14 protein-coding genes are annotated in these 16756 nt (G+C 71.7%); 4 read left to right on the top strand and 10 right to left on the bottom strand.

From position 1 onward, the window contains the following. Positions 1-14 precede the first annotated feature (14 nt). The 10 genes from VHA73_10795 to VHA73_10750 all read right to left on the bottom strand — a co-directional run bounded on the left by VHA73_10795 (position 15) and on the right by VHA73_10750 (position 11821). Positions 15-2837, bottom strand: a complete 2823-nt coding sequence (locus VHA73_10795; GenBank protein ID HVX18507.1) for an Ig-like domain repeat protein — start codon at positions 2835-2837, stop codon at positions 15-17. Further along, positions 2834-3616, bottom strand: coding sequence for a phospholipase A2 (locus tag VHA73_10790; GenBank protein ID HVX18506.1), 783 nt, complete (start codon positions 3614-3616; stop codon positions 2834-2836). The genes VHA73_10795 and VHA73_10790 overlap by 4 nt, the downstream gene beginning before the upstream one ends. Beyond that, on the bottom strand, positions 3609-4985 hold the full coding sequence (locus tag VHA73_10785) for a MauE/DoxX family redox-associated membrane protein (protein HVX18505.1): 1377 nt from the start codon (positions 4983-4985) through the stop codon (positions 3609-3611). The genes VHA73_10790 and VHA73_10785 overlap by 8 nt, the downstream gene beginning before the upstream one ends. Before the next feature lie 90 nt (positions 4986-5075). Then, on the bottom strand, positions 5076-5516 hold the full coding sequence (locus tag VHA73_10780) for a VOC family protein (GenBank protein HVX18504.1): 441 nt from the start codon (positions 5514-5516) through the stop codon (positions 5076-5078). 64 nt (positions 5517-5580) lie between these two features. Beyond that, entirely contained in the window at positions 5581-6747 is a 1167-nt protein-coding gene (locus VHA73_10775) for an acyl-CoA dehydrogenase family protein (GenBank protein ID HVX18503.1), read from the bottom strand. Then, positions 6744-7754 carry an acyl-CoA dehydrogenase gene (locus tag VHA73_10770; protein ID HVX18502.1) on the bottom strand — a complete coding sequence of 337 codons (1011 nt, stop codon included), beginning with the start codon at positions 7752-7754 and terminating at the stop codon, positions 6744-6746. The genes VHA73_10775 and VHA73_10770 overlap by 4 nt, the downstream gene beginning before the upstream one ends. A gap of 89 nt (positions 7755-7843) precedes the next feature. After that, a complete protein-coding gene (locus tag VHA73_10765) occupies positions 7844-8692 on the bottom strand; it encodes an acyl-CoA thioesterase domain-containing protein (protein ID HVX18501.1) in 849 nt (282 codons plus the stop codon). 69 nt (positions 8693-8761) lie between these two features. Beyond that, positions 8762-9550, bottom strand: coding sequence for an ABC transporter permease (locus VHA73_10760; GenBank protein HVX18500.1), 789 nt, complete (start codon positions 9548-9550; stop codon positions 8762-8764). Continuing rightward, positions 9547-10548 carry an ATP-binding cassette domain-containing protein gene (locus VHA73_10755; protein ID HVX18499.1) on the bottom strand — a complete coding sequence of 334 codons (1002 nt, stop codon included), beginning with the start codon at positions 10546-10548 and terminating at the stop codon, positions 9547-9549. Before VHA73_10755 ends, VHA73_10760 begins: the two co-directional genes overlap by 4 nt. Before the next feature lie 181 nt (positions 10549-10729). Then, complete coding sequence (locus tag VHA73_10750; GenBank protein HVX18498.1) at positions 10730-11821, bottom strand: acyl-CoA dehydrogenase family protein; 1092 nt, start codon at positions 11819-11821, stop codon at positions 10730-10732. Positions 11822-12008: 187 nt separating this feature from the next. Between VHA73_10750 and VHA73_10745 the strand changes: the two genes are divergently transcribed. The 4 genes from VHA73_10745 to VHA73_10730 all read left to right on the top strand — a co-directional run bounded on the left by VHA73_10745 (position 12009) and on the right by VHA73_10730 (position 16702). Then, the gene (locus VHA73_10745) at positions 12009-13190 is read left to right on the top strand and encodes an acyl-CoA dehydrogenase family protein (GenBank protein ID HVX18497.1); all 1182 of its coding nucleotides are present in this window, start codon (positions 12009-12011) and stop codon (positions 13188-13190) included. A gap of 14 nt (positions 13191-13204) precedes the next feature. Further along, complete coding sequence (locus VHA73_10740) at positions 13205-14032, top strand: enoyl-CoA hydratase (GenBank protein HVX18496.1); 828 nt, start codon at positions 13205-13207, stop codon at positions 14030-14032. Then, positions 14025-15539, top strand: a complete 1515-nt coding sequence (locus VHA73_10735) for a CoA transferase (protein HVX18495.1) — start codon at positions 14025-14027, stop codon at positions 15537-15539. Before VHA73_10740 ends, VHA73_10735 begins: the two co-directional genes overlap by 8 nt. Positions 15540-15790: 251 nt before the next feature. Further along, entirely contained in the window at positions 15791-16702 is a 912-nt protein-coding gene (locus VHA73_10730) for a type IV toxin-antitoxin system AbiEi family antitoxin domain-containing protein (GenBank protein HVX18494.1), read from the top strand. Positions 16703-16756 lie beyond the last annotated feature (54 nt).

The raw sequence follows: 16756 nt of genomic DNA, 5'->3' as shown, positions 1-16756 counted from the left end.
GATCGAGGGCCGGTTCAGCCCACCGTGTTGTCGCGCACGTCGGCGTCGTGGTTGCCGGAGTTCACGAGCGAACGACCGATCTGGTTGCCGACGGCCACCACGTGACCGGTGTCGTTCACCAGCACCAGGCTGTTGACGATGGTGTTCCCCGCGCATCCGCTCGCCGGGTCGCCGACGGTGACCGGGCCCGGCGACGCCTGGACCACGACCGAACCGTCCACGTGGGTGTTGCACACCAGCAACCGGGCACCCCGGTTGTCGGACACCGACACGTTGACCGTGGCGCCCACGAGGGCGAGCGATCCGGTGCCCACGACCGACGCCGAGCCCGCGATCGTGCCGCCGACGACACAAGCGGTGCCGCTCGTGACGACCACCGAGCTCACGTTGCCGGTGTACGTGCGATCACACGTCACCGATTCGGCGTACGCCGAGGACTGGCTGCCGGTGAAGCGGGTGTCGCCCGCGTACGTGGCCGCGACGTGGTGCGTGCCCGGCGGCAGGTCGACCGCAAAGGTCGCCTGACCGCCCGCCAGGGTTGCCGACGAGGCTGCCACGCCGTCGACCGAGAACGACACCGACCCACCGGGGGCTCCGGCGGCCGACGTGGCCGGCGCGTGGGGGCTCACGGTCGCGGTGAATGTGACGGACTGGCCCCACGGCACCGGGTTGGCGCTCGACGTCACCACGGTGGTGGTGGCGCCCTTGTTGACCGTCTGGGTCAGGTCGCCTTGGCTCGGATCGATCCCGTCGGTGCCGAGGTAGTCGGCCTCGATGTGGTGCGAACCGGGTTGGAGGTCGCCACGAACGAGCGTCGCGGTGCCGTCGGCGCCAACCGCCACCGGCAGACCCGAGCCGACTCCGTCGACCTTCCACTGGACGCTGCCGGCCGCGGCCGGGCCGCCGTCGGCTCCCACCGTGGCCGTCCACGCGACCGACTGCCCCGAGACCGAGGGGTTGGCCGACGACGTCACCGAGGTGGTGGTCGCCCCACCACCCTGGTTCGGCGGCGAGCATGAGGACAACCCGCTCGGCGGCGTGATGTCGTACACGGTGACGGCGTCGAGCTGCGGGCCCTTTTGGCCACCGTCGACGTTCGGCGTCGTCGAGTCGAACACCAGAGGGCTCGATGTGAGCCCGCACGCGGCCACTTCGAACGTATGCCCCGTCCAGCCGAGGTTCGAGCTGGTGTGACCGGTGAGGTCCGCGCTGAACGAGCGGGTGACGCCACCGAAGGACACGTCGACGGTCTTGATCGTGGGCCCGCCGTTGGTATTCGCCGACAGCGTGAACCCGACCAGGTACAGGTGGTGCTCCTGCACGGTGATGGTCTGGGAGATCTTCCCCGGGTCGTACCCGTTCCCGTTCAAGTCGAGGAACTGCAGGCCATCGGGGACATCGACGTCGTGGATCACGTCGACGCCACCCCGGTCGATCTGCCAGGCGCCCAAGTGGGTCGTGCTCGGGAGCCCGAAGCTGTCGAAGTAGCTCTCGTGCGGGAGGCCCGGGGGCTCAAAGCTGCCGTCTTGCACCAAGTTGGGCAACCCCGCCGGCGTGGCGACCTGGGTGGTGCCCGCCGCGATGTCACGGATGAACATGTTGGGACGGCCCGCCACCCCGCCGCCGAGGTTGGTGGCCGCAGAGATGAACGCCACGATCGTTCCGTCGCCGTCGGGCGCGGGCGCACCGCTCGAGCCGTTGGCCGAGCTGCCGGCCGACGTGACGCTCACCCGCGTGACCGCGCCGGACGACCGCGCGTAGCGGAACACGTCCTGCGCGCTGTTGGCGTCGCCGCCGACCAAGTTGGTGGCGTCGGACGAGAAGAACACCGCGGAACCGTCACGGGTCACGTGCGGGTCGCCGGACCGCAGGTCTGGCGTCACCCCGGTGGGCGCGACGCGTGTGGTGGTACCGGCACCGACGTCACGTACGAAGACGGCGTCACCCCACTCGAACGCCACCACGTCACCGGTCTGGCTGATCGACGGGCGGTTGGCCGCGTCGGTGGTCTGGCCGCCCCCCGTCTGCTGGCTGACGAGCTGGATCGACGTGGAACCCGTCGGTCGCTCGAACACGTCCTCGACGCCGTTGGTGTCGCCCGCCACGAGGTTGGTGGCGACGGACTCGAACGCGACGTGTGAGCCGTCGCCGCTGATCACCGGATCGAAGCTCGCGCCGTCCGGCGCCGCGCCGCCGCTGCCGACGTCGAGCTGCGCGGTCGTACCCGCGACGAGGTCGCGCACGTACACGCCGCGGGGGTTGCCGTACTCGAACACGGCGTAGCGACCGTCGTCAGAGATGGCCTGCTGCGCACCGCCGGTGCTCGCCCCGGGGAGCAGCGTCGGCAGGCCACCGCCGGGCAGCACGCTCGCCAGCACCGTGGCGCCGGTCTGCAGGTCGTGGCGGTACACCGCCCGCACACCGGGCGCGCCCGACACGAGGTTGGTGGCGGTCGACGTGAACACGACGTACCGGCCGTCGGCGCTGATCGACGGCGCGTATGAGTCGCCGTCGCCCTCCGTGCCGGAGCTGTCGACGCTGGCCTGCTGGACCCCGCCGGTCGTCCGGTCGAGCACGAACACGTCGCTCGCGCCGTTCGTGTCACCAGCCACCAAGGTCTGCAGCGGTGACGAGAACGCCACGTAGCGTCCGTCGGCGCTCATCGCCGGGGTCTCGACCGCGGGGTCGTTCGAGGCAACGGGCATCGGGTGGTTGGTCGGCGGTGGCGTCGGCGCCGAGGTGGCGGTGGACATCAGCGCCGTGCCGATGGGCATGGCCACGGCCAGGCCCAAGACGACCACCATGGCCGCGACCGGGATGCGTCGTGCGCGCGTCATCGCCAGGCCTGCAAGCAGTCTTGGGTGTCGGCGGGGACGCAGATGCCGGTGAAGCACGACAGCGAGGCGTGACAGTCCCCGGTGCAGTCGACCGCGCTGGCGTAGTACTTGTCGTTGCAGAAGCAGTAGACGCACTCGACGAACTCTTCGCAACAGTCGCACGCCTCGACTTGTGCGTCGTCGTACGGCCCACCGCCGATCAGGTGCACGGCGTCGTAGTAGATGTACGCGTTGTCGCGGCAGTCCTTGTGACCCGACGTGTAGTCGAGGAAGTGGCTGTCACAGATCTGGTTCATGTCCCTGAGGAAGTTCTGGTCGCAGGTGTCCTTGTTCGAGTTGCAGGTGCCGTAGCAACGGTCGTGCTCGTCACATGCGGGCGTGAACGAGTAGCCGTCGAAGTCATCGGGGACCAGGTAGCCAGCGAGACCGGCCGAGCCACAGCCGTTGAAGGTCGGGGTGTAGTTCTGTTTGGTGATCCGCTTGTCGGGACAATCGCCGGGGCCGTTCAGGGGCCGACGCATGTTCGGCAACGTGCAGGCAGGGTCGCCGCCGCTGGCCGCGGACAGCGGCGCGACTGGAGCCGGCGCGGTTCCTTTCGCAGCGGTTCGGGTCGTGGCCACGAGGGCCTGGTTGCCGTTGCGGCTCCGGAGGATCCGCTCGCCCACCGTGCCGCCGAGCACGGCCGTGGTCGAGGCGCCGAGCAGCAGCCCCAGCACTCGGCGGCGGCTGACGTCGCCCGACGCGTGCGCGCGGGCGAGCCGGTCGAGATCGTCAGCCATCGACGGTCACCCCCAAGGCTTCGAGGACGGCCGGGCCGCCGGCCGCGGCGGGCCCGAGCGGCTGCCCGCCTGCCAACCGGATCAAGCTCGGCGTACCGGGCGACTCCGCGACCCGGGCCGCGGTCCTTCCCGGGTCGAACAACACCGGCCAGCCGTTGCCCGGCCCCGCGTCGGCTCTGATCGGACCGGCCACGATCGCCACGGTGGATCCCACCACCGCCCCGTCGTGTGTCGGCAGCTGCGGCTGGAGCTCCTGGCACCAGCCGCAGTCCGGGTTCCAGAACAGCAGCGCACCTTCGGGTCCGACGACGTCGCGGAGCGCGGCCGGGTTGCCCGCTTCGTCGAAAAGCTCGATGTCGTCGAGCGACAAGGTCGTGACGGCCACCTCGTCGAGCAGCGCGACCACCTGTGCGGATCCGCGTGCGGTCTCGACCACCTCACCGTGCTCGTCGACCAACACCGCGATCGGCGTGCGGGTGACCCCGAACGCCTCGAACGCCGCTTGGGTGCGGTCGACCAACCAACGGATCGGCGCGCCCGGGTGCGAGTCGCGCGTCTTGCGGGGGCTGTGCGGCGAGATCACCGCCACCGCGACGTCCTGGTGCCGGCTCGCGAACTCGGCGACGCGCCCCATGATCGATCGGCACGCACCGCAGCTCGGGCTCACGAACAGGAGCAGGGCGCGGCCTGCGCCCCACAGCGACGGCAGCGCCACCGGCCCGCGGTCGAGCTCGCCGACGGTCACGCCGGGCGCCACGGCACCGACCTCGATCAACGAGTCGGGCTCCCGAAGCGTGGTCGTGCCGGGAGCGGCTCCGCTGTCCAGCCGGTTCAGGACCTCGCCGTAACGCCGGAGCAGGTCGAGTTGGAGGCGGGCGAGCAGCGCAGTGGACACCGCGAGCGCACCCACCACCCCACCGAGGGCGAGCACGACGCCGCCGCCGTCGACGGAGCGGGCGGCCGCGCCCCACGTGGCCGGCCGTGCCGCAACGATCGCGGCCAGCCCCACGAGGACCGCGTTGCGCAGGACCGACGTCCACGACAGGTCGGCTGCGCTCAGCGAACCGAAGCAGGCGCAACGAACCCGTCGCCCCCGCACCACCGCGGCGCTCACCAGACCCAGGAAGACGAGCAGGAGCAGCGTCGCCCCGGCACCCGCCCACCGCCGCGTCACCGGCACCCACAACGCCGCGCCCAGCGCCAGCTCCACCACCGGGAGCGACCTCCCGATCAGACGGCCGTGGCGATCGGAGATCCCCAGGCCGGGTAGCGCCCCCACCAGGCCGTCGGGATCGCGCAGCTTGCCCGCCGCCGCCACCGCCACCACCGCGCTGACCACGGCCGCGCTGGCCAACACCAAGACGTCCATTCGCCCGCTCCCTCCAGGGTCGCACCGCTCACCTCATCAGTACGCCACCACTCACCGCGCGTGCATGAGGGGGGTACCCCCAAAATTCCGTCAGGAGGGGAGCCGGTCCCGGTAGGACATGGGGAGGAGCTCGAGGAGCTGGCCGTCGGGATCGCGCACCATGTACGCGTGCAGCGACTCGTACACGACTTCGCCGCCGTGGACGACGACCGACGCCGCGGCGGCAGCCAGGTCGTCGACCGAGAACGACAAGTGGGTGAGGCCGGGCTCGTTCATGACCCGTCTGGCCCACGGCGGGTTGCCGGGCCGGTCGAACGACAACAGCTCCAGCACGAGCTCGCCCCGGCGCAGGTACACGGCGGTCAAGCCCACCGGTGGTACGACCGCCAGCAGCTCTGCGGCCGCCTGGTCGGGGACGGTCAGCTCACGCTCGACCTCGAAGCCGAACACCGCGACGTAGAACGCGCGGGAGCGCTCGAGGTCGGCGGTGCACAGCCCGACATGGTTGACGACGGCAGGTGACGGCTCGATCCCGGTGGTCTACCACCGGCGCTGTGCACCAGCCCGGCCGGCTACGACGGGGCCCGCAGCCAGATCAGGACCGCGGCAGCTTGAGGCCGCGCTGGGCGATGATGTTGCGCTGCACTTCCGACGTGCCGGCATAGATCGTGGTGCCGAGCGAGAAGCGCACGGCTTCCTCGATGCGACCGTCCTCCGGCGCGCTCGGGTCGAGGTAGCGGCGCAGGCCGTCGGGGCCGAGCAGCTCGGCGGCCGTCTGGGCGTGACGCTGGAAGGCCTCCGACGTGAACAGCTTGGCCATCGGGCCTTCGGCCTCGGGGACCTCGCCCACCGTCGACATCCAGACCGCTCGCCGTTGGAGCAGCTTGCCGGCCTCGATCTCGGCGGCCATGCGGCCCACCTCCACCGCCACCACGGGATCGTCGACCGGACGGGTGCCGTCGGGCCCGTCGGCCGAGGCCCAGCGCTCGAGGTGGTCGAGCACGGCGAGCGACCGGAACGCGAAGCCGTTGGAGTGCTCGTCTTGCAGCGAGTGGGTCATCACCGCCCACCCCTTGTCGACGCCGCCGATCCGCCACCGGTCCGACACGCGCAGCTCGTTGTAGAAAGTGATGTTCGTGCGCTCGCCCGACAGCGTGTACACCGCCTGCGCCTCGAACCCCGGCTGGTCGACCGGCACCAGGAACACCGTGAGGCCCTTGTGCTTGGGCGCGTCGGGATTGGTGCGGGCGAGCAGGAACACGTAATCCGCGATGTGACCGTTGGTGGTGAACATCTTCTGGCCGCTGATCACCCACTCGTCGCCGTCGCGCACGGCTTTGGTGCGCGCCGCAGCGACATCGGAGCCGCACTCGGGCTCGGTGAACCCGAGCGCCATCAGCACCTCGCCGTTCAGCGCTTTGGGCAGGATCTCGGCCTTTTGCTCCTCGGTGCCGAGCGCCGCGAGGACTTTGGCCACCATCGCCGTGATCCCGATGCCGTAGTACGGCGCGCTGCGGCGGGCGAACTCCTCACGGATCGGGAGCACGTCGACCGGGTCCATGCCCTGGCCACCCAGCTCGGCGGGCCAGCCGGGCGCCAGCCAATCGCGTTCGCGCATGGCCTGCACGAAACCGGCGTCGTGGTGCACGCCGGTCTCGTCGATGCGCTGCTCCATCTCGCGGGTGAGGTGCTCGTCGAGGAACGACCGCACTTCCTCGCGCAGGTCGTCGCTCTCCGGGCCGAGGCTGAAGTCGATCGTCATGCCCCACGTTCCCCCAGCCGGTGCGCCGCGACCCTTCGATACGCCGTCCGAGCGTCGCCGTAGACGTTGGCCCAGCCGCGGGCCCGCCGGAAGTACAGCTGGATGTCCTGCTCCATCATGAAGCCGTAGCCGCCGTGGAAGTGCAAGCTGAGGTACGTGGCGTCGCGGGCCGTCTCGTACGCGAACCCGAACGCCATGGCCGCGAGCTCGGCCGACCGGTCGGGTTCCTCGTCGAAGGCCCAGCACGCTTCCCAAGCCAGCAAGCGGGCGGCGTCCACCGCGGCCGCGGCGTCGGCCAGGCGGTGGGCGATCGACTGGAACGAGCCGATCGGGACCCCCCACGCTTCGCGGTGCTGCACGTAGTCGACGCCGATCTCGAGCCCCCGCGCGCCGGCTCCCACGAGCGCGCACGCGGTGAGCGCGAGCCACTCGTCGACCGCGCGCCCGTGCGCCTCGACCGCGCCCGTCCCCGAGCCGAGCTCGACAGGGTTGTCGAGCCGCACGTCGGCAACCGGCATGGCCGCGAGGTTGGCAACGCGGGTGCGCTGGCCGTGGGCAACAGGTGCCAGCACCAAGCGATCGCCGTTGAGGGCCACGACATGGTCGGACACCAGACCGGCCGGCAACATCCGCACCTCGCCGCCGACCGGCGCGTGCAACGCCACGGTGCCGATGGCGGCCCCGGCAAGCAGGTCGGCGAGCACCGGGGCGGCGTCGGGACGGTCGGCGCGGGCGAGCAGACGGGCCGCCACTTGGCCTTCGATGAGGGGGACCGAGGCCAGCGCCCGGCCCTGTTGCTCGGCCACCAGGCCGAGGTCGAGCATCGACGCACCCCAGCCGCCCGCCGCTTCGGGCACGGCCATGGCCACCCCGCCCAGCTCGGACACCTTGGCCCACAGCGACGGCGCGAACCCGTCGGGCTCCGCGGCGCGCACGGCCTCGGTGCCCGACTCCTTGGCGTACAAGGCCGAGAACGCGTCGACGAGCTGGGCCTGCTCATCGGTCATCCGTAAGTCCACTGGCTCCCCCGGTCGATGCCTCCAAGACGGTCGACGGGATGCTGCTCGGGCGCAGCCGCACCTCGTCGACCGACCTCTCAGTACTTCAGCGGCGCATCACCCGAACGCTCCGGCGCCGCCCGCAAGAGGCTCTCCTGCTGGATCGACGCTACGTGGTTGCCGTCCGAGTCGAACACCTGGCCGCGCCCGAACGCGCGGCCGCGACTGGCGTGCGTGCTCTGCATGTCGAGCAAGTTCCACTGGTCGGCGCGCACCGCCTCGTGGAACGTCACAGTGTGGGTGAGGACGCTGGTCGACACCGTGCGGTGCGCGAGCGCCTGGCCCACTCCCTCGTGGGGACGCATGGCCGTGGCGATCAGGAACCCCTCGGTGCCGTACGCCAGCAACGCCTGGTGCAACGCCTGGTCGTCAGGGGGCGTGCCCGCGACCCGCGACCACACTTGCAGCTCGGGCGGTCCGACCAGGGCGGGGTCGTTGAAGTCGACACCCCCGACGATCCGGGTCTGCCACCAACCCTCGTCGTGCCCCTCGGGCGAGTCGGCGGCCGATGCGGTGCCGGACGGGAACGGCGCGTCGTGGCGTACGAAGTCGGGCTCCTCCGCGCTGAGCAACAACAGCGACTGCGCGCAGAGCCGGTCACCTTGGGCGAACGTGACGTTGACGCTGCCGACCGCCCGGCCGCTGTGGAGCGGTTGGACGGTGAGCTCGAGCGGGGTGTCGACCGCGGCCCCGCGCGCGAACACGGTGTGGACCGAGCGCACGGACTTGTCGGGCAACGAGCGGGTGGCGGCCAGAATTGCCTGGGCGATCATCTGGCCGCCGAAGACCACGGCGCCCGGCGACGCCAGGTTCTGGGCGAGGCACCGGCCGTCGGCGCCGGGCGCGACGTCGAGCGTGGCGACGACCTGGTCGAGCTGCTCTGCCATCGTCGGGGGACCGTAGCTCCCCCGCCCATTCCCTCAGCAATCGATGGGGACCAGGACCCGACCGACTCCTCAGGAATCGATCGAGCGTTGGTACGCGCGCACGGCCAGCGGCGCGGCGATGCCGACGATGGCGAAGATCCACACGAGTGTGTAGGCGAGCGGGTGCGCCGCCGGCCAGGGCGCATGGGGTCCCACGGCGGTGGTCGGGTTGCCGAACTGGATCCGCACCGCGTCGGAGAACGTGGTGACGGGGTTCCACTGGGCGATCGTGCGCAGTCCTGCCGGCATGCTCTTGACCGGCACGAACGTGCTCGCCACGAAGGTGATCGGGAACAGCGCCACGAACGCGATGCCCTGCACCCCTTCGGGCGTCTCGACGATGCTGCCGAGCAGCACGCCGATCCAGATCATGGCGAACGCGAACGCGACCAGCAGCACGTAGCCGCCGAACGTGTCGAGCACGTTGCCGCGGATCCGCCAACCCACCAGCAGCCCGCAGATCGACATCAGCGCGATCGGCAGCAGGGCTTTGAGCAAGTTGGCCAAGGCGTGGCCGCCGAGCACCGCGCCGCGGGCGAGCGGCAACGAGCGGAACCGGTCGATCGCACCGTTCTTGCGGTCGTTGGCCAGCGCCATCGCCACGCCGAACGCCGTGAACACGATGGTCTGGGCGAAGATGCCGCCCATCAGGAACTCGCGGTAGTTGCCGCCGTTGGGCGCGTGGATGGCGCCGCCGAACACATAGCCGAACATCACCACGAACATGATCGGTTGGATGGTGGCGTCGCTCAGCGCCTCGGGCTGGCGCCGCATGTGGATGAGACCTCGCCGGGCGAGGACCCAGGAGTCGTGGATCACGCCGGCACCTCCTCGAACCGCGACGCGACCGAGGCCCCGTCGATGGATTCGTCGTCGGGCGGTGAGCCCGTGAGGGTGAGGAACACCTCGTCGAGCGTGGGCTGCCGCATGCCGAGGTCCTCGACCTCGACGCCGGCCGCTTCCATTGCGCGCGCCACCTCGCCGAGCGCAGCGACGCCGAGTGCGGTCGGCACCACGGCGGTGCGCGCGGCCACGTCGACCGTCGGCTCAGCGGACCCGGCCGACGCGAGGATCGACGCCGCGTCGGGAAGACGGCTGGCGTCGGTGACCACCACCGCGATGTGATCGCCGCCCACTTGGCGCTTCAGGCCACGGGCGTCGCCTTGGGCGATGATCCGGCCGTGGTCGACGACCAAGATGTCGTCGGCGAGGCGGTCGGCCTCCTCGAGGTACTGGGTGGTGAGCAGCAGCGTGGTGCCGCGGTCGACCAACAGGTCGAGCACGCCCCACAGCTCGGCTCGCGCCCGGGGGTCGAGACCGGTGGTGGGCTCGTCGAGGAACAGCACTTCGGGCCCAGCCACCAACGTGGCCGCCAAGTCGAGGCGGCGGCGCATGCCGCCCGAGTAACCGGACACCACCCGGTCGGCGGCGTCGTCGAGCGAGAACTCGGTGAGCAGCTCGCCGGCGCGGCGCTTGGCGTCGCGGCGCCGCAGCTGGTGCAGCTCGCCCAACATCACGAGGTTCTCGCGGCCAGTGAGCAGCTCGTCGACCGTGGCGTCCTGCGCGGCCAGCGCGATGCGCCGCCGCACTTCGGTGGGTTGGGCGAGCACGTCGAAGCCCGCGACGGTGGCCGAGCCTTCGTCGGGACGGGTCAGCGTGGTCAGCATCCGCACGGCCGTGGTCTTGCCGGCCCCGTTGGGACCGAGCACTGCGGTGACCGTGCCGGTGGGGACCACGACGTCGATCCCGGCAACCGCAACCTTGCCGCCATACCGCTTCACGAGGCCGCGCGCTTCGATTCCGTACGAGTTCGTCATTGAGCTCATCCTCGACAGAGACGGACCCCAGCCGCTGATCTCATCGCGCCAGATCGACGGACCACACTACGGAAGGCCCCGTCTCGCGACCCACCCATTAACCGGCACGGGACCGATGTCACACTCGGGGGCGCGCGGCTGGTTGGCGGGCCGCCGGCCGGGCGGGGCGGGGCGGGGGGCGTCAGATGACGCGCTCGCCGTCGCGGACCTTGGCCCGCAACAGCGCGGCGAGGCGCGCCCGGTGGTGGTCGGCGTCGCCGAACGTCTGCTGGGTGAGCTGCGAGCGCTTCAGGTACAGGTGCACGTCGTGCTCCCACGTGAAGCCGATCCCGCCGTGCACCTGCAGGCCCGACGCCATCGTGCGGGCCGCGGCAGGGGCGCACCACACCTTGGCCGTGGACGCCGCGACGGCGGGGTCGTCGCCCGCGTCGAGCGACCAGGCTGCGTGCCAGACCGCGGAGCGCATGCCCTCGACGTCCACGAGCATGTCGGCGCAGCGATGCTTCACCGCTTGGAACGACCCGATCGGCTGGCCGAACTGCACGCGATCGGTGGCGTACGCGGTGGCCAGCTCCAGCATTCGGGCCGCGCCGCCGAGCAGCTCCGCCGACGTCGCCACCGCGCCGCGATCGGCGAGCCGGGCCCATTCGTCGAAGCCGCCGATCCGCTCCGCCGGGGTGTCGGCGAAATCGAACCAGGCGACGGAGCGGGTGTGGTCCATCGCGGGCTGCGCGGCTGGCCGTCCGCTGGCGTGGAGATCCACCACGAACAGACCGAGGTCGCCGTCGGGGTCGTCGGCCGCCACGACCGCCAAGTCGGCGACCGCCGCGCCTTCTGCCAGGTCGGGCCGACCCTGGAGGTGCCACCGGTCGCCGTCGGACCGGGCCACCACCGCGCCCGGGTCAGGCGACCAACCGATGGCAGCCACTTTGTCGCCGGCGACCAGCGCGTCGACGTCGGACTGGTGGTCGCCGGCTTCATGGAGGGCGGCGGCCGCGAGCAGCGAGGGGAGGTACGGCGCCGGCGCGTTGGCGCGCCCGACTTCTTCGAGCAACAACGCGGCTTCGACCCACCCCAGGCCGAGTCCGCCGGCCGCTTCGGGCAACGCCACCCCGACCCAGCCCTGTTGGACCATGGCGTCCCACAGGCCGGCGTCGTACGGCTCGCCCGACTCGACGTGCGCCCGGACCTGCGCGGGCGACGCGTGACCCTCGAGCAGTTGGCGAGCGGCGGCAGCCAGCTCGTCTTGCGCGGCGGAGGGGGCGAAGTCCATGTCGGCGGCGCATTGTACGACGACCGCGTCACCACCGGGTGCGTCACCCCACCACCCCCCCTCCCCGCCGTTCTGGGCTGGTTTTTACGCGCTGGAGCGCGTAATTCTCAGCCCAGAACGGGCTTCTGGCGCCGCCCCTGAGGTGGGGGCGCCGACTGGCCGTGAGCGGGTCCCTTATCGTGAGGCCGTGGATCTGAGCCCCACCGCCGATGAGCAGGCGTTCCGCGACGAGCTGCGCACGTGGCTGCACGAGCACCTGCCCTGGGAGTACGGCAAGGGGCTGCCGCCGCGCTTTGACGACTTGGCCGAGGAAGTCGCCTTCGGTCGCGAGTGGCAGGCGAAGCTGGCGGCCGGTCGATGGGTTGGAGTGGCCTGGCCCGCCGAGCACGGCGGTCGGGGCGCAGGGCCCGTCGAGCACTTCTTGGTGCAAGAGGAGCTGGCCCGGGCACGGGCACCCGAGCTGGTCGGGCGCATCGGGGTGAACCTGGCAGGGCCGACGATCATGGCGCACGGCACGCCGGAGCAGCAGTCCCGGTGGCTCGGCGGGATCCTGCGGGCCGACCAGCTGTGGTGCCAGCTGTTCAGCGAGCCGGGAGCGGGCAGCGACCTCGCGTCGGTCACCACCCGCGCGACCCCCACCGACGGCGGCTGGCTGTTGAACGGGCAGAAGGTGTGGACCTCCTACGCGCAGTTCGCCGACTGGGGTGTGTGCCTCGCCCGCACCGACCCCGACGCGCCGAAGCACAAAGGCATCTCGTACCTGGTGGTCGACTTGCACGCGCCCGGCGTGGAGGTCCGGCCGCTGCGCCAGCTCACCGGCGATCGCGAGTTCAACGAGGTGTTCTTCACCGACGTGTTCGTCCCCCACGACCAGCTCGTCGGGCCGGAGAACGAGGGTTGGCGGGTGGCGAACTCCACGCTGTCGCACGAACGGGGCATGAACCCGCGGCAGCTCGTGATCCACATCCAGCTCCTCGAGGAGCTGCTGGCGCTGGCCGAGTCGAACGGCGCGTTCTACGACAGGGTGCTCGCCGCCCGGCTCGCCGACGCGTACACCGAAGTGCGCCTGTTCCAGCTGCACAACCTGCGCAGCGTGAGCCGCTTGGCAAGGGGCGACGCGCTCGGGCCCGAGGGCAGCGCGCTGAAGCTGTACTGGAGCGAGATGTCGAAGCGGATGCACGCCACCGCCATGTCGGTGCTCGGCCCGTCCGCACCGTTGTGGCGGGGCGCCGACGGCAACCCGGCCGACGGCACGTGGCAGCGCTCGTGGCTCTACTACCAGGCGTCGTCGATCTTCGCCGGCACCAACGAGATCCAGCGGACCATCATCGGTGAGCGGGTGCTGGGCCTGCCCCGACCCCCGAAGTGACCGGAGGGCCTGTCATGACCGATCCCAAAGTGCGCTACGAGGTCGACGGCAACGTCGCTTGGCTCACGCTGAACCGGCCCGAGGTCGCCAACGCGCAGGACACCGGCCTGATCAACGAGCTCGACGCCGGCCTCGACCGCGCCGATGCCGACGACGAGATCCACGTGGTGGTGCTGGCTGCGGAAGGGAGGCACTTCTCGTCAGGCCACGACCTCAAGGCGCTGGTGGGCGACACCGAACCCGACGAGTGGCGCAAGCTGCGCGAGACACCCGAAGGCAAGTTCCGCCACGAGCAGGTCATGTACTTCGAGCGGTGCCAGCGGCTGTACCACTTCCGCAAACCGACCATCGCCGCGGTGCAAGGCTCGTGCGTGGCGGCCGGCCTCATGCTCGCCTGCATGTGCGACCTGATCGTCGCAGCCGACGACGCCGTCTTCCAGAACCCGGTGTTGCGGATGACCGGCGCCGGGGTGGAGCTGCTGGTCGAGCCGTGGGAGCTCGGCATCCGCAAGGCCAAGGAGTTCCTCTGGACCGGCGAGAAGATCGATGCCGCCGAGGCCTGGCGGCTCGGGCTCGTGAACCGGGTGGTGCCGGCAGCCGAGCTGCGCGAGCGCACCGCGGAGCTGGCCGAGCGGGTGGCCCTGGTGCCGCCCACCACTGCGCAGGTCGTGAAGGACACCATCAACCAGACCGCCACGCTGATGGGCAAAGAAGCGTCGTGGAAGTACCACTTCATGGCGCATCACTGGATGCACAACACGTCGACCGCCTTGCAGGCGCTCGAGGCCCGCAAGGCGAAGACGTCGATGAAGGACGTGTTCGCCGAGCACCGCGATGGCTGAGCCACAGCCAGGCCCGGCGTCCGGCGCACCAATCGCGTCGGCGGCAACGCCAAGCGGCGCGGCAACGGCCGGCGGCGAGGGGTCCGCGTCCGCCGCACCAACCGCGTCCGGCCCGGGCCCGGGGCCGGCGTCCAGCGCACCAACCGCGTCCGGCGCACCAACCGCGTCCGGCCCAGGCCCGGGCCCGGCGTCCGGCGCGCGGCCGGCGGCGACGGCCGGCGGCGCGGCAACGGCCGGCGGCGAGTTGCCGCTGGCGGGCTTGCGGGTCATCGACGTGGGCACGCGCATCGGCGCGCCGTTCTGCGCCGGCCTGCTCGGCGAGATGGGCGCCGAGGTGATCAAGGTCGAAGACCCGTCCGGCGGCGACTTCATGCGCACGATCGGCCCGTTCGTCACCCCTGGCGACCGGCCGGCGACCGACTCCGCGTCCGGTGACGCAGGCGATGCGAGCAAGACGGCCGGCGCGGGCGAGGTGGGGTACTCGTTGTGGTGGGCCGTCGAGGGACGCGGCCGCAAGGGCGTCACGCTGAACTTGCGCGAGCCCGCAGGTCAAGCGCTGTTCCGTCGCCTCGCCGCCACGGCCGACGTCGTGTGCGAGAACTTCCGGCCCGGCACCGTCGAGCGGTGGCACGTCGGCCCGGACGACTGCGACCCGCGCCTGGTCTGGGCCCGGATCAGCGTCTTCGGCCAGGACGGCCCGTACGCCCCCCGGCCCGGTCTCGATCGCATGGGCATCGCGTACGGCGGGCTGTTGCAGGTGACGGGGTTCGACGACCGCCCGCCTGTGCGTCCCGGCATCACGATCTCCGACTACCTCACCGGCGCGTTCGCGGCCGAGGCCGTCGTCGCCGGGCTGTACCGCCGCGACCGGCCCGGCGGCACCGGCCGGGGCGGGGTGGTCGACGCGCCGCTGTACGGCTCGATCCTGCGGGTCATGGAGTGGACGGTCGCAGGCTACGACCGGCTCGGGCTCGTGCGGGGGCGCCACGGCAACCGCGTGCCCACGTCCGCACCGCTCGACAACTACCCCACGGCCGATGGCGCGTACGTGTGCGTGGTGGCCGGGTCCGACGCCAACTTCGCCCGGCTGTGCCAGGCCATGGACCGACCCGACCTGCTCGACGACCCCCGCTGGGCCACGCTCGCCTCGCGGGCCGAGCACGCCGACGAGATCAACGGGATCGTCACCGACTGGACGCTGTCCCGGTCGGCTGCCGACGTCGAGGAACGGTGCATCGCGAACGGCGTGCCCGTGGCCACGGCGTACACGGCCGAGGACATGTTGGCCGACCCCCACATGGCCGCCCGCGGCGACTTCGTCACGGTCGACGACCCGGTCGCGGGCCCGCACCGCCAGCAGGCTCCGTACCCGCGCCTCGACGGTCGCCCGCCGGTCGCCCCGGCACCCGCCCCGACGCTCGGCCAACACAACCACGAGGTCTGGTGCGACCTGGTCGGCCTGTCATCCGACGAGCTCGCCACCCATCAGTCCACCGGCGTCATCTGAGGGCAACCTGGCCCGGCCGCCCGCCCCGTCCGGCCACCCGGCCACACTGCAGCGCCCCGCCCCGTCCGGCCGCCCGGCCCGCGCCGCGTCCCCGTTCGTCCTCGCGCCGCGTCCCGCCCCGGCCACCCGGCCGAGCCCGCCGGCCGCTCGTCCTCCAGATGTTTGGCTCGTTGGTGTCGGAATCCGAAAGGAACGAGCCAAACATCGCCGGGAGACCGCCGACTGTCACAGGTGGCGGGCAGGGTGGGCCGATGACGAAGCGAGAGGTCGACCACGAGGTGGCGTCCTTGGCGCGCCGGCAACATGGCGCATTCGCCACCCGGCAGGTGGTGGCGATGGGTGCCAGCAACAGCCTGCTCCGCCGGCGCGTGAACGCGGGGCTGTGGCTTCCCGTCGACCGGGGTGTGCTGGTCTTCGCCGGAAGTGACCCCACGTGGGAACGGCAGCTGAAGATCGCGGAGCTCGGCCATCCCGAGGCCATGGTGTCGGGCCGCCCGTCGGCAAGCCTGCATGGCCTCGGGTTCGGTCCCGGGCGACCCGAGATCACCGTCCCACGTGGCTGCCACCACCGCACACCGCGGGCCACCGTGCGCCGCCGGGACGAGGTCACCTCGACGGTCATCGACCACATTCGCGTCACCGACCTTCCGCAGACGGTCGTCGACCTCGCCGGTGTGCTCCCCGCGCCTCGCCTCCTGGGCACGGTGGAGACGGCGCTGCTGCACCACGGCCTCGACCCCGGCGAGCTGCAGCGCCGTGCCCAACTCGCGGGAGTGCGACGCCTGCGAGGGGCCGCCACCTTGCAGCGTGTCGTCACGCAGTTGCTCGAGGCGGAAGCCCCGTCGATGAGCGCGCTCGAACGTCGACTGCGGGAGGTGTTGCGGCTCGCGGGATTCCACGACGCACGGTTCGAGGCGGCACCACCCTGGTGGCCGGAGGGGCCGGAGCGGGTCGATGTGCTGCTCGAGGTCGAGCGGGTGATCGTCGAGGGCGACGGGCGAGCCTGGCATCAGCGGGTCGCCGACTTCGAGAACGACCGTCGCCGCGACAACCTCGCCGCACTGCACGGCTACCGGGTCGTCCGCCTGACCTGGACGATGGTGACCCGCCTACGAGCCGCCACCGTGCGCGACCTTCGCCGCCTGCGCGTGCCCGCCGCCTGACCGGCCCCGCGCCCACCGCCCCGCGGCCCCGCGGCCCCGCGGCCCCGCGGCCCC

It is taken from the genome of Acidimicrobiales bacterium (assembly GCA_035547835.1).
In the GTDB taxonomy this organism is placed as follows: domain Bacteria; phylum Actinomycetota; class Acidimicrobiia; order Acidimicrobiales; family Iamiaceae; genus DASZTW01.
This window is presented reverse-complemented; position numbering and strand designations above follow the sequence as displayed.